Raw genomic sequence first — 14,394 nt, 5'->3', positions numbered from 1 at the left:
GGCCGTCCCTGGAGGGGGACGGCCCCGATCGTCGTCTGGGGTGGCGCGAAAGCCGTCAGGCGGGGGTGGTCGACATTTCGGGGGACATCCGGGCGGGGAGGTCACGGCGGCCGTTGACCTTGAGCTTGCGGTAGGCGCGGGTGAGGTGCTGCTCCACCGTGCTGGTCGTGATGTGGATCTTCCGGGCGATCTCCCGGTTGCTGTAGCCGAGGGCGGCGAGGGAGGCCACCCGCTGCTCGGCCTCGCTGAGCACGCTCAGGCCCTCGTCGGCGCCGACCGTGTCGGCGATGGCGTCCGCCTTGTCGTCGGCGGAGCCGTGGGCCAGCATCTTGCGGGTCAGCGGCTCGGCGTGGCAGGCGCTTGCGGTGCTGTGCGCCAGGTTGCCGATCATGCGTGCCTTGCTCATCTCGCCGAGCGCCTGGAGGTTTCCGGCCAGGGCGGCGAGGGTGTAGGCGCGCTGGAGGCCGTCGCCCGCGGACTGGAGCAGGTCGACCGCCTCGCGCAGCAGCGCGGGACGCTGGCGGAGTTCGACGGTCGCGGCGAACAGGCGCAGTGAGATCCCCCGTGTGCGAGGGGTTCGGGCGCCGGGGAGCGTGCGCTGTTCCTCCATGAGGGCTGTGGCACGTTCCTGATCACCCATCCGGAGGCAGGCCGAGGCCGCGCCGGTGCGCCAGGAGACCAGCGCGGGGGTGTCGATGCCCCATTCGCGCATGAGCTCGCCGCAGGTGAGGAAGTCGCCGAGCGCGGTCTGCACCTGGTCGAGCGCCAGGTGGTAGTGGCCTCGGGCGTGCAGGTAGTGGAGCCCGAAACGGGTCTTGAACATCGCGTCGGGGACGGGCTGCCGGAGCAGGGCGGCGGCCTCGCCGTAGCGGCCCATCTCGGTGGTGGCGTGCAGCAGGGTCGACAGCGGGAGCCCGGCGACGACGCCCCAGCTGCGGGGGCGGAGCACCTCCAGCGCGGCGCGGGCGTGCCGGACGGCCGTGGGCAGCTCGCCCTGGCGGAGCGCCACTTCGGCGCGGATGGAGTCGATCATCGCGCGCCAGGTGGGGACGTCACGTTCCAGTGCGTCCTCGTGGCACACCTGGCTCCAGTGCGCGGCCCGGTCGACCCGGTCGGAGTAGATCAGGGCGTAGAGCATCGAGTGCACCGCCTCGGCGGTGTCGTCGCTCAGCGTGACCGACTGGAGCACGCCCTCGGCCGTCCGGGTGGTGTTCTTGCCGGGGCCGTCGCGGAGCACGCTGGTGAGCAGGCGCGCCGCCTGCAGCCGCAGGTGGGTGGTCGTGGAGGTGAGTGAGGTGTCGCCGGCGGCGCCGCGGTCGAGCGCGGCGGCGTCCTGGGACGACGGATAGCTGGACCAGGCCAGGTGGCGGGTGATGCTCAGCCGGGCGGCGGCCTCCGCGTCGCCCTCGGCCGCCCTGGCCGTGTAGGTCGCCATCAGGTCCTGGGCCGGTTCGAGCCGTCCGTGCCAGAGCATCAGGCGGATCAGGTCGTGCGTCTCGGACTGCCGCAGCGTGCCGGCGTCGACCGCGGCGACCAGGTCGGGGATGTGGCGTTCGGCGAGCGCGGGGTTGATCCGCCATTCGGCGCGGGCCAGCATCGCGGTGATCCGCGCGCGCTGTGCCGCGTCGGCGCAGAGCGCGGCCGCCGGTTTGAGGCATCGGACGGCGAGTTCGGCGTCGTCGTTGAGCAGGGCCTGTTCGGCGGCCTCGCGCAGCACCGGCAGCACCCAGGGGTCCTTGGGCGGGGTGCCCGCGATGAGGTGCCGCGCCATGACGGTGGGGGCGGCGCCCTCGGTGTGCAGGAGCCGGGCGGCGCGGTGGTTCATCTCGTCGCGCCGTTCGGGGTCCATGCCCGACAGCACCGCGGCCCGGGCGATGGGGTGCCGGAAGCGCTCGGCCTCCAGGAGCCCGACGGCGGTGAGGTGGTCGAGGGCCTGGCCGACCGTGCCGGGCTCGGCGTCGAACAGGTCGGCGGGCGTGTGGAAGAAGCTGTCGCCGAGCACGGCCAGCCCCCGGGCGACTTCGAGGACCTCGGGTCCGGCGTGGTCGAGGAGCGTGTGCACCGACCGGGTCAGGCGGGGCCCGGCGGTCGGGATGGGAGCGTCCGGCCGCTGTTCGCCGGGTCCGCGCAGCAGCTCCCGGTGGTCGTCGAGGATCGCGTTGACCAGAAGCGGGTTGCCTCCGCTGACCTGGTGGTACCGGGCGCCGAGGGCTTCGGCGTCCGGGACGTCGAGGTTGCGGCGCACCAGGTCGGTGACCCCGTCGGGCGAGAGCGGGGCCAGTTCTATCTGCAGGCAGCGGGGATGGTGCAGCAGGTTGAGATCAAGCGCGGGGTCGGTCGTGATGACGCGATCGGCCTCGGTGAGGACCAGCAAAATGCGCGCGGACGTGAGCCGGCGGATGAAGAACTGCAACTGCCAGAGCGAGGCTTTGTCGGCATAGTGGACGTCATCGATGGTGACCAGGACCGGCTGGGTGTCGGAAAGGTTGACCACCGCGTTGCACAGACCCTGCGTGATGCGCAGGCGTTCGACCGCCCCCGGCGGTGTGTCGTACCAGTTGGCGGCCTGGACGCCGGCCGAGTCCAGGAGCTGGGCGGCCAGCGCCGCCCGTTCGGCCGGGATCGAGGCGTTGAGGAAAAGCTGACTGAAGACGCCGAGCGGCAGGTCCTGCTCGGCCCGTGATCCGATGGCGCTGAGCCAGGTCACGCCGGCCTCGGCCGCGCGCTCGGCGAAATGGTAAAGCAAAGCCGTCTTTCCGCTGCCCGTTACCCCCGTCACCACCGCGACCCGGCCCCTGCCGCCCGCGCTGTCCGCCAGCAGGCGATCAAGAGCCGCCTGTTCGTCGTCCCGTTCAAGAAGCATGTCTGTCCCCGGTCCTGTCCCGTTTCCACTCACGCCGGTGAACGTCGCCTTGGAACTTCGCGGGAAGGCTGCCACCCAATTACCAGAAAGGTACCCGGCGCATTGATCTACCACAAGCGCGGATAATTCCAGCTACTGGACAAGTCGTCTAAGGTAGGGGTCCCCAAAATCCCCGATGCTCGCCTGGCGCCTTACCACTCACGCCGCCCGCCGACGGTTCGTGAATTTCCTTCATGATCTACATGACGGCCCGAAACCCCCGCCAGCTGGTGCAATAACGCTCGGCGATTTCTCCATCACGCAATTCCGGCCGTCCCCTACTCCCGACAGGGTTGCGCGCAGGTTATCGGGAGCCATCTTTTTCGGCGACGAGAAAGCGACCACCGTGTCGCACGGCACAGATCGCGCCACCCATTGCGTGATAATAACTTTGCGATCATGACCGAGCGCAACCATTGCGTCACCTCAATGAGGCTGTCCAGACCCGGACACCCCCTATCGATCCCCTATCGATATACGCGCCCCGTAGCGGCTACCCCCTCATAGGCCGGATTCGAGCCAGTCCTCGATCGCCCGCGCCGTCTGCCCGGCATGGTCGGCGATCATGCTGAAGTGATCGGCCGCCAGCTCGACGACCGTGTGCGCGGTGTCCCACGACGCCCGCCAGGTGCCGGCGGCCAGCTCCGGGTCCTGCTCGTCGACCCATTCCCGTGGCCGCACGAACAGGATCGGCGCCTTGATCGGCGAGAGCTCGCAGTCGCCCATGAGCCGCCCGTACCACTCGGTCGCCGAGAGCCGGACGCTGTCGAACGGGCCGAACAGGTCCTCCAGCGCGAACATCGGCTTGAACATCTGGGTGATCAGGTCGCCCAGCCCCTCGGTCCGCGGCTCGTAGGTGTCCAGCAGCACCAGCGCCGCGGGGCCGGCGCCCGTGGCCTCCAGGTGGGCGGCCGCGGCGTGGGCGAACACGCCGCCGGCCGAGTAGCCCATCAGGGCGAACGGCCGGTCTCCCATGGCCTGCCGGACGCTCTCGGCGCACCCCTGGACCACGGTGTCGAACGTCCGGGGCAGGCTCTCGCCCTCGGCGTAGCCGGGCAGCGAGATCGCGGACATGTCCCGAACTCCCCGCAGCTCGGCGGCCAGCCGGACGAACTGGTGCGCGCCTCCCATCGCTCCCGGGGAGGGGATGCCGAACAGGCCGGGCCTGCCGGGGCCTTCGGCGAGCTTCACCGGCGCGGGCCGCAGGTGCGGGCCGTCGGTCACCTCGAAGGTCGGACGCAGGTCGGCGGTGGCCTGGAGCAGCGCGGTGGCCTGGTCGTTCATGCCCCGGTCCAGGGCATCGCGGACCATCGCGGCCACCATGTCGGGGGCCCGCGCCGGGGCCGGCCGGTCGTCCGTCCCCGCGACGGGCGCGGCGACGGCCTCGCGCAGGAGGTAGCCCGCCAGCGCCCGGCCGCTCGGGTGGTCGAACACCGCGGTGACGGGGATCTGCACGCCGACGGCGGTCGTGAGCCGGTTCCGCAGCTCCACGGCGGTGAGCGAGTCGAACCCCATCTCCAGGAAGGCGCCGTCGGGCTCGACCGCGCCCGCGTCGGCGTGGCCGAGGACGGCCGCGACATGTCCGAGGACCGCGTCGAGCATCGCCTGCGGGCGCGCCTCCTCGGGCAGCTCCGCCAGCCGCCGCGCCAGCCCGGAGCCGCCGCCGGACGCCGCCGACCGCGCGGTGCGGCGCGCCGCCGTCCCGGCCAGGCTCCCGTAGAGCGCCGGGATGCCTTCGGCACGGGCGCGGATGGCGGCGATGTCCAGGACGGCGGGCACCAGCGCGGGCTCGGCGGACGCGGTCGCGGCGTCGAACAGCTCCAGCCCCTGGGCGGCGGTCATCTCGACCATGCCCCACCGGCGGATCCGCTGCCGGTCGGCGTCCGACAGCAGCTGGACCATCCCGTGGCCCTCCCCCCACAGGCCCCAGGCCAGCGACTGCGCCGGAAGGCCCGCCGCGCGCCGGTGCCGGGCGAGCGCGCTGAGGAACAGGTTCGCCGCGGCGTAGTTGCCCTGGCCCGGCCCGTCCACGACGCTGGAGATCGAGGAGAACATCACGAACGCCGTCAGCGGCATGTCGCGGGTCAGCTCGTGCAGGTACCAGGCGGCGTCCGCCTTCGGCCGCAGCACGTAGTCGATCAGGTCGGGCGTCAGCGACGCGACCACGCCGTTGGCGCCGACACCGGCGGCGTGCACGACCCCGGTGAGGGTGCGCGCGGCCAGCAGTCCGGCCAGCGCCTCCCGGTCGCCGACGTCGCAGGCCGCGACCTCGGCCTCGGCGCCCAGCTCCGTCAGCTCCGCCACCAGCTCGGCGGCGCCGTCGGCGGCCATCCCCCGGCGGCTGGTCAGCAGCAGCCGCCGGACGCCGTGCGCGGCCACCAGATGCCGCGCGACCAGGCTGCCCAGTCCGCCGGTGCCGCCAGTGACCAGCACGGTCCCCGAGGGGTCCCACACCGGGCCGGACGCCGCGGGCTCGACCGGCAGCCGGTTCAGGCGCGGGACGCGGGCCCGGCCGTCCCGGATCGCCAGCTGCGGTTCGCCCGAACCGGCCGCGGAGCGCAGCGCCGCCGCCGACCCGGGCCGGTCGTCGAGATCGACCAGCACGACGCGTCCGGGGTTCTCGGCCTGCGCGGAGCGCACCAGGCCCCACACCGTCGCCTGCGCCAGGTCGGCGATGTCCTCGCCGTCGTCCGCCGCGACCGCGCCCCGGGTCAGCAGGACCAGCCGCGACGACTCCAGCCTCTCCTCGGCCAGCCACGCCTGAAGCAGCGCCAGCACCCGCGACGACACGGACCTGATCTGGTCCGGCACCGGTGAGCCGGTGTCCGAGGGGCAGCAGACCACCACGGTCCCGGGCATCGCCTCGGCCAGCGCCGCCACATCGGGGTGGCTCGCCGCGATGCCCAGCCCGTACGCGTCCTCGCCGAGCAGCGCCCACGATCCGGCCTGCGGGGCCGACGGCGGAGCGGGCGACCAGGTCTCGCGGAACAGCGCGTCGTGCCGCCTGCGGGCGGCGTTGAGCTGCTCGGCCGACACCGGACGCGGGATCAGCGAGTCCACGGTCGCCACCGGGGCGCCCGTCCCGTCGGCGACGGTCACGTTCAGCCCCGCCCCGACCGGCGCGATCCGGACCCGCACCCGCGCGGCGCCGACGGCGTGCAGCCGCACACCGCTCCAGGCGAACGGGATCCACGGCCCTTCCCCGGCACCGTCGGCCTCCGGGAACGTCACGTGCAGGGACGCGTCGAGCAGCGCCGGATGCAGCCCGTAGGCGGCGGCCTCGTCGGACGCCTCCGCGGGCAGCGCGACCTCGGCGAACAGCGCGTCCTCGCCGCGCCAGGCCGCCTGGAGCCCGGTGAAGCTCGGCCCGTACTCGTAGCCTCGCTCCAGCAGCCCGGCGTAGAAGCCGGTCAGGTCGATCGGCTCGGCGCCCGCGGGAGGCCACACGTCCAGCCCGGTCGGTTCGACGCTCCCCGTCGCCGGTGCCAGCACGCCCCCGGCGTGCCGCTCCCACGGCACGTCCTCGGCGGCGCCGTCCTCCCGTGAATGGATCTCCACCGTCCGGCGGCCGGACTCGTCCGCCGCGCCGACGAGGACCTGCACGGCCGTGCCGCCGCTGTCGGGCAGCACGAGCGGCGCCCGCAGCGTCAGCTCCTCCACCACCGGGCAGCCGATCCGCTCACCGGCGTGCAGGGCGAGCTCGACGAACGCGGTGCCGGGCAGCAGCGCGGTGTTCAGCGCCACATGGTCGGCCAGCCACGGCTGCGCGTCCAGCGCCAGCCGCCCGGTCAGCACCAGGCCCTCGGTACCGGGCAGCGGCACGGCCGCGCCGAGCAGCGGATGCCCGGCCGCGACCTGCCCGACGCTCGCGAGGTCGCCCGTGGAGCCCGGCCCCTCCATCCAGAACCGCTGCCGCTGGAACGCGTACGTCGGCAGGTCGACAACCCCGGTGTCGCCGGGGAAGACGGCACGCCAGTCCACGGCGACCCCGGCGACGTGCGCCAGCCCGAGCGAGGCCAGCATCCGGCGTGGACCGCCGTCGTCCCGCTGCAGGGTCGGGACGACCACGGCGTCGACACCGGCCGCGTCGATCGTCTCCTGGACGCCCATGGTCAGCACCGGATGCGGGCTCACCTCGACGAACGCGTCGTACCCGCGGTCCAGGAGCCCGCCGAGCGCCCGATCGAACCGGACGGTCTCGCGCAGGTTGCGGTACCAGTACGCGGTGCCCAGCTCGGTGGTGTCCAGCTCGCCGCCGGTCACCGTCGAGTGGAACGCCACGGTCGAGCGCCGCGGCGCCAGCCCCGACAGCACCCCGGCCAGCCGCTCCTCGATCTCCTCGACATGCGGCGAGTGCGAGGCGTAGTCGACCGGCAGCCGCCGCGCCCGCACCCCGTCGGCATGGCACCGCTCCAGCAGCTCGTCCAGCGCGGCGCCGTCGCCCGACACCACGGTCGCGCTCGGCCCGTTGATCGTCGCCACGGAGAGCCGCTCGCCCCAGGGAGCGATGCGCTCCCCCGCCCGCTCGGCGGACAGCGCGATCGACATCATCCCGCCACCGCCCGACAACACGGTCAGGGCCCGGCTGCGCAGCGCGACGACCTTGGCGGCCTCGTCGAGGGTCAGCACGCCCGCCACGCAGGCGGCGGCGATCTCACCCTGCGAATGCCCGACGACGGCCGCGGGCTCGACCCCGTACGCGCGCCAAAGCCCCGCCAGCGAAACCATGATCGCCCAGAGGACGGGCTGGACGACGTCGACCCGCTCCAGCCGTGCCTCCTCGGCCGGAGCGCGCAGGACCTCCGTCAGCGACCAGTCCGTATACGGCGCCAGCGCCTCAGCGCAGGCACGAAGACGCTCGGCGAAGACCGGGGAGGAGTCCATGAGCTCCAGCGCCATGCCCACCCACTGCGACCCCTGGCCGGGGAAGACGAACACGACCTTGCGAGACTCGGCCGCCCGGCCCTGGACGAGCCCGTCGCCGCTCTCCCCCGAGGCCAGCGCGGCCAGACCGTCCAGCATCTCGGCGGACCCCCCGCCGACCAGCACCGCGCGGTGCGCGAGCGCCGCCCGTCCCGTCGCCAGCGTGAACCCGACGTCGCCAAGGCCGACCGGCCCCGAGCGCACCACGTGATCGCGCAGCCGCCGCGCCTGATCGCGCAACGCCGTCTCGCTGTGCGCGGACAGCGGCCACGCCGTCGGCAGGTCGGGCGCGCCCTGTTCGGCGTCTTCTTCGGGGGGCTGGTCGGGAGCTTGTTCGAGGATGACGTGGGCGTTGGTGCCGCTGTAACCGAACGACGAGACCGCGGCCCGGCGCGGCCGTCCATCGGCCTGCCAGGGCTGCGCGTCGGTGAGCAGCCGCACCGCCCCCGCGTCCCAGTCGACGTGCGGGCTGGGCTGATCGGCGTGCAGCGTCCTGGGAAGTTCTCCGTGGTGCAGAGCCATCACTACCTTGATGACGCCCGCGACCCCGGCGGCGGCCTGAGTGTGGCCGATGTTGGACTTCAGCGAACCCAGCCACAGCGGCCGGTCCTCGGGCCGGTTCTGCCCGTAGGTCGCGATGAGCGCCTGGGCCTCGATGGGGTCGCCGAGGGTGGTGCCGGTTCCGTGGGCTTCGACGGCGTCGATGTCGGCGGGGGTGAGCCCGGCGTTGGCCAGGGCGCGGGTGATGACGCGCTGCTGGGACGGGCCGTTGGGGGCGGTGAGGCCGTTGGAGGCACCGTCCTGGTTGACGGCGGTCCCCCGGATGACCGCGAGGATCCGGCGGCCGTTGCGTTCGGCGTCCGAGAGCCGCTCCAGGACCAGGATTCCGGCGCCTTCACCCCAACCGGTCCCGTCGGCGGACGCGGCGAAGGACTTGCAGCGCCCGTCCGGCGCCAGCCCGCGCTGGCGGCTGAACTCCACGAAGGAATCCGGCGTCGCCATCACGGTCACGCCGCCCGCCAACGCCAGCGAGCACTCGCCCTGCCGGAGAGCCTGACCGGCCAGTTGGAGCGCGACGAGGGAGGAGGAGCAGGCGGTGTCGACCGAGAGGGCGGGCCCCTCCAGGCCCAGGGTGTAGGACACCCGCCCGGACACGACGCTGCCCGCGTTCCCGGTGAGGTAGTCGTGGTACATGACCCCCGCGAAGACGCCGGTCGAGGTGCCTCGCAGCGACTTGGGGTCGATTCCGGCGCGTTCGAGCGCTTCCCAGGACGTTTCCAGGAGCAGTCGCTGCTGGGGGTCCATGACGGCGGCCTCGCGTGGGGAGATGCCGAAGAAGCCGGGATCGAAGTCGGCGGCGTCGTACAGGAACCCGCCCTGACGCGTGATGCTCTTGCCCTCGGTGCCGGGCTCGGGATCGTAGAGATCGCTGGGCCAGCCTCGATCGGCGGGAAACTCCGCGACGGCGTCGACGCCGTCGGCGACCAGGCGCCAGAGGTCTTGGGGTGAGGTGACTCCGCCCGGGTATCGGCAGCCCATTCCCACGATGGCGATGGGTTCGTCGGTTGCGTTTCTGTGGGCGGGGGCGGTGGTGGCGGGGATGGTGTGGAGGGTTTCGGCGAGGAGGTGTTGGGCGAGGGCGTGGATGTTGGGGTAGTCGAACACCAGCGTCGCGGGAAGCCGCAGGCCCGTGGTTGTGGACAGGGCGTTGCGCAGTTCCACCGCGGTCAGCGAGTCGAACCCCAGGTCCTGGAAGGCGCGTGTCACTTCCACTGCGGCGGCCGAGTCGTGACCCAGCACCGCGGCGACGCGGCCACGCACGAGTTCGACCACGACGCCCAGCCGCTCCCCTTCGGCCACGTCCAGGAGAGCCTTGGCCAGGGAACCGGTGGAGGACGCCTTCCGTATGGTGCGGCCTGCCAGACCCCGCAACGCGGGCGGCAGTTCGGCGGCATCGCCACGGAGGGTCTTCGGGTCGAGCCTGACGGCGGCGAGCATGGGGTCGGCGACGTGACCGGCCGCGTTGTCGAACAAGGCCAGGGCTTCGTCGGTGGGAAGCTCCCGGATCGCACCCCGCGACATGCGGGCGCGGTCGCTGTCGTCGAGGTCGGCGGCCATGCCGTCGCTGGCCCAGGGCCCCCATGCCAACGATTGGGCGGGGAGTCCTTGGGTGTGGCGGTGCTGGGCCAGGGCGTCCAGGAAGGAGTTGGCGGCTGCGTAGTTGCCCTGTCCTGGGCCGCCCAGCACTCCGGCGACCGAGGAGAACAACACAAACGCCGACAACGGCATGTCGCGGGTCAGCTCATGCAGATGCCAGGCCGCATCCGCCTTGGGCGCCAGCACCCGATCCAGCCGTTCGGGGGTGAGGGAGGAGATGACACCGTCGTCCAAGACTCCGGCGGCGTGGACCACGCCGGTGAGGTCCAGGCCCGTGATTACCTCGCGCAGGGCGTCGCGGTCGGATACGTCACACGCCACCACCCGCGCGTCGGCGCCCAGCTCCGCCAGTTCGGCGACCAGCTGTGTGGCGCCTGGGGCGGCAGGGCCGCTACGACTGACCAGCACCAAGCGCCGTACGCCGTGCGTAGCTGCTAGGTGACGGGCCACCACCGCACCCAAACCACCGGCACCACCAGTGATCAGCACGGCACCAGAACCCCACGACGACACCGACTCCGCCGACACATCAGCCACCCGCTCCAAACGGGGAACCAGCAAGCGGCCATCGCGGACGGCGATCTGCGGTTCGCCCGAGTTGGCGGCGGCCGTCAGCACCGCCGACGACTCGGGATGGTCGTCCAGGTCCACGAGGACGAACCGGTCCGGGTTCTCGGCCTGGGCCGAACGCACCAGACCCCAGACGGCCGCCTGCACCACATCGGGTGCCGCCTTCTCCGGGTCCACGGCCACCGCGTTGCGTGTTTCCAGGATCAGCCGTGTCGAGGCCGAGCGGTCGTCGGCCAGCCACTCCTGCAGAAGGCTCAGAATCTGATGCGTCGCGTCCCTGACCTGCCCGGGGATGTCCAGGGACGAGTCCGGGACGCATGAGGTCACGACGATGTCGGAGGTCGTTTCGGCGGCGGCATGAACGGGCACCTCCGGCCAGGTCATGCGGAACAGGGACTCCTGGCGAGCGCGGGACAGCGCACCGAGTTGCTCACTGGAGATCGGCCGGACGGCCATGGAATCGACCGTTGCCACGGCGGCACCCGTTGCGTCGGCAAGCGTCAGCCCGCGTCCTTCGAGCGACAAGCGGACCCGCAGCATGGATGCGCCAGCGGCGTGCAGCCGCACGCCGCTCCACGCGAACGGGACCATGGGGCCGCCGTCCTGTTCGTCACCCGCGAGGACCCCGACGTGCAGTGCGGCGTCCATCAGCGCGGGATGAAGGCCATACGAATCGACGTCCTCGACCAGCTCGCCGGGCAGCGCCACTTCGGCGAACAGCTCTCCATCGCGCCGCCACGCCGCCTGGAGCCCCTGGAACGCCGGACCATAGTGCAGCCCCAGGTCGGCGAAACCTTCGTAGCACTCCGAAAGATCGACCTCGATCCCCCCTTCCGGCGGCCAGACCTCCAGCCCCGTCGGCCCCGCCGGACCGGCATCCGGTGCCAGCTCACCGGTCGCGTGCAGGGTCCAGGGGTCGTCGTCCCGAGCGTGGTCGGGGCGGGAGTGGATTTCGACGGTGCGGTGGTCGTGGTGGAAGCTGACTTGGATGGCGGTGCCGTGTTGGGGGCTGAGGATGAGGGGGTGGTGGAGGGTCAGCTCGTTGAGAGTGGGGTGGTCGGTCTGCTGCCCGGCGTGCAACGCCAACTCGACCAGCGCGGTCGCGGGGAGCAGGGTCGTGTCGTGGACCTTGTGGTCGGCCAGCCAGGGGTGGGCGTCGAGTGAGAGCCGTCCGGTCATGACCAGGCCCTCGCTGCCGGGAAGGGGAACCATGGCGGCGAGCAGGGGGTGGTCGGCGGACTGCTGGCCCGCTGCGGTCGCGTCGGAGTTGCCGGTGGTGGAGTCGATCCAGTACCGCTGCCGTTGGAACGGGTAGGTGGGCAGGTCGACTCGTTGTGCGCCGGTGAAGAGTGCGGCCCAGTCGACGTCCACGCCGCGGGTGTGGAGTTCGCCGAGCGCGGTGAGCAGGTGGCGCGGTTCGTCGCGGTCACGGCGCAGGGTCGCGATGAAGCCGGCGTCGGTGGTGGCGGTCAGGGCCGCATCGGGCCCGACCTCCAGGAAGGTGGTGACACCCTGGTCGAGCAGGGTCTGGACGGTGTCGTGGTAGCGGACGGTGTCGCGCGCATGCCGCACCCAATACCCAGGCGTGCACCACTCCTCAGGAACCGGCACGGTCGGACGTTCGTAGGTCAAGTCGACTGCGACCTGCTCGAACTCGCCCAACATCGGATCCATCAACGCCGAATGGAAGGCGTGCGAGACCTGAAGCCGCTTGGAGGTGTCAAAGAACCCGGCGACCTTCACCACCACGTCTTCCTCACCAGAGATCACGACCGCTTCGGGGCCGTTGACGGCGGCGATTTCCACCCCATCTAGAAGGCGGGCGCGCACTTCATCCTCGGCGGCTCGGATCGAGACCATCGCCCCACCAGACGGCAGTGCCTGCATCAGCTGACCGCGCGCCGCCACCAGCCGGGCCGCGTCCGGGAGCGACCACACGCCCGCAACGTGTGCGGCGGCTAGTTCACCGATGGAGTGTCCGGCGAGGTAGTCGGGACGTACGCCCCACGACTCCAGCAGCCGAAACAGCGCCACCTCGACCGCGAACAGCGCAGGCTGCGCCCAACCCGTCTGCCCGAGCCGACCAGCGTCGTCCCACATCACCTCACGCAACGACGCATCGAAATGCGCCAGCACCTCATCAAACGCTTGCGCGAACACCGGGAACGCCTCGTACAGTTCGCGGCCCATGCCGACGCGTTGACTGCCTTGGCCGGAGAACACCACCGCTAGCTGGCCGGAGACCGGAGTGCTGCTGGTGACGTCGTTCAGCGCGGCCACCAGCTCATCGCGATCCGCACCCACCACCACGGCGCGGTGTTCGAGGTGAGCACGGGTGGTGGCCAGGGAGAACCCGACGTCGGCCGGGTTGAGGTCGGTGACATGTGCGGCGAGTTGCGCGGCCTGGGCCTGCAACGCCGCCTCGGTCTTGGCGGAGAGCACCCACGGCACCACGGGCAGGTCGTTGCCCGATTTGGTGATGGGCTCCTCTTCGGGGGCTTCTTCCAGGATCACGTGCGCGTTCGTGCCGCTGATCCCGAAGGAGGAGATGCCCGCTCGTCGCGGATGGCCGTTGGCCTGCCACGGACGTGCCTCGGTCAGGAGGCGCACCGATCCGGCCGACCAGTCCACGTGCGGGCTCGGGTCGTCCGCGTGCAGGGTCTTGGGCATGACGCCGTGCTGGAGCGCCATCGTCATTTTGATCACGCCCGCGACACCTGCGGCGGCCTGGGCGTGGCCGATGTTGGATTTCAGGGAGCCCAGCCACAGCGGACGCTCCGCGGCGCGATCCTTTCCGTAGGTGGCGATCAACGCCTGGGCCTCGATCGGGTCGCCCAGCGTCGTTCCCGTGCCGTGCGCCTCCACGATGTCGATCTGGTCGGCCGACACCCGGGCGTTCGCCAGCGCCTGGGCGATCACGCGCTGCTGTGAGGGGCCGTTCGGTGCGGTCAGCCCGTTGGACGCGCCGTCCTGGTTGACGGCGGATCCGCGCACCACCGCCAGGATCCGGTGCCCGTTGCGCCGTGCGTCCGACAGCCGCTCCAGGACGAGCATGCCGACGCCCTCGGACCAGCCCGCGCCGTCCGCGGACGCCGCGAACGCCTTGCAGCGTCCGTCCTTGGACAGGGCCCGCTGGCGGCTGTACTCCACGAACATGTCGGGGGTCGCCATGACCGCGACGCCGCCCGCGAGGGCGAGGGAGCATTCCTTCTGCCGAAGCGACTGGCAGGCGAGGTGCAGGGCGACGAGCGAGGACGAGCAGGCGGTGTCCACCGAGACGGCGGGGCCTTCCAGCCCGAGCGTGTAGGCGATCCGTCCGGAGACGATGCTGCCGCCGACCGCGCCGATCCCGTAGTCGTGGTGCATGACTCCGGCCCAGACGCCGGTGGCCGAGCCCTTCAACGTGCCGGGAGCGATCCCGGCACGTTCGAGCGCTTCCCAGGAAGCTTCCAGCAGCAACCGCTGCTGCGGGTCCATGACCAGCGCCTCGCGCGGCGCGATCCCGAAGAACCCGGGATCGAAGTCTCCCGCGTCGTAGAGGAAGCCGCCCTCACGGACGTAGCTGGTGTCCGGCCGGGACAGCCCGGGATCGAAGAGCCTGGACACATTCCAGCCGCGGTCGTCCGGGAACTCACCGACGGCATCGACGCCGTCGGCCACCAGTCGCCACAGACCTTCCGGGCCCACGGCGCCGCCGGGGTAGCGGGATCCCATCCCGACGATCGCGATCGGCTCGCGGGCCGCGGCCGACATCTTCCGTGTCTGGTCGCGCAGGCGCTCGGTCTCCCTGACCGACGCCCGGAGAGCTTCGACGATCTTCTGATCGGCCTCGGCCATCTGTC

2 protein-coding genes are annotated in these 14,394 nt (G+C 72.0%); both read right to left on the bottom strand.

Going from position 1 to position 14,394, the window contains the following annotated elements; all coding sequences use genetic code 11:
* Nucleotides 1–55 precede the first annotated feature (55 nt).
* Nucleotides 56–2,863 carry a helix-turn-helix transcriptional regulator gene (locus ACQPY4_RS11670; protein WP_433335406.1) on the bottom strand — a complete coding sequence of 936 codons (2,808 nt, stop codon included), beginning with the start codon at nt 2,861–2,863 and terminating at the stop codon, nt 56–58.
* Between the two features lie 540 nt (nt 2,864–3,403).
* Nucleotides 3,404–14,389, bottom strand: coding sequence for an SDR family NAD(P)-dependent oxidoreductase (locus ACQPY4_RS11665; RefSeq protein WP_433335405.1), 10,986 nt, complete (start codon nt 14,387–14,389; stop codon nt 3,404–3,406).
* Between the last annotated feature and the right edge of the window lie 5 nt (nt 14,390–14,394).

The organism is Spirillospora sp. CA-294931, assembly GCF_050946795.1.
Lineage (GTDB): Bacteria > Actinomycetota > Actinomycetes > Streptosporangiales > Streptosporangiaceae > Spirillospora.
Note: the sequence above shows the minus strand (reverse complement) of the source record. Positions and strands in the feature narration are given on the sequence as shown.

What these genes read in the sequence shown, in the direction of transcription:
- ACQPY4_RS11670 (WP_433335406.1), bottom strand. Translation starts at nt 2,863, where the DNA reads ATGCTTCTTGAACGGGACGACGAACAGGCGGCTCTTGATCGCCTGCTG.
- ACQPY4_RS11665 (WP_433335405.1), bottom strand. Translation starts at nt 14,389, where the DNA reads ATGGCCGAGGCCGATCAGAAGATCGTCGAAGCTCTCCGGGCGTCGGTC.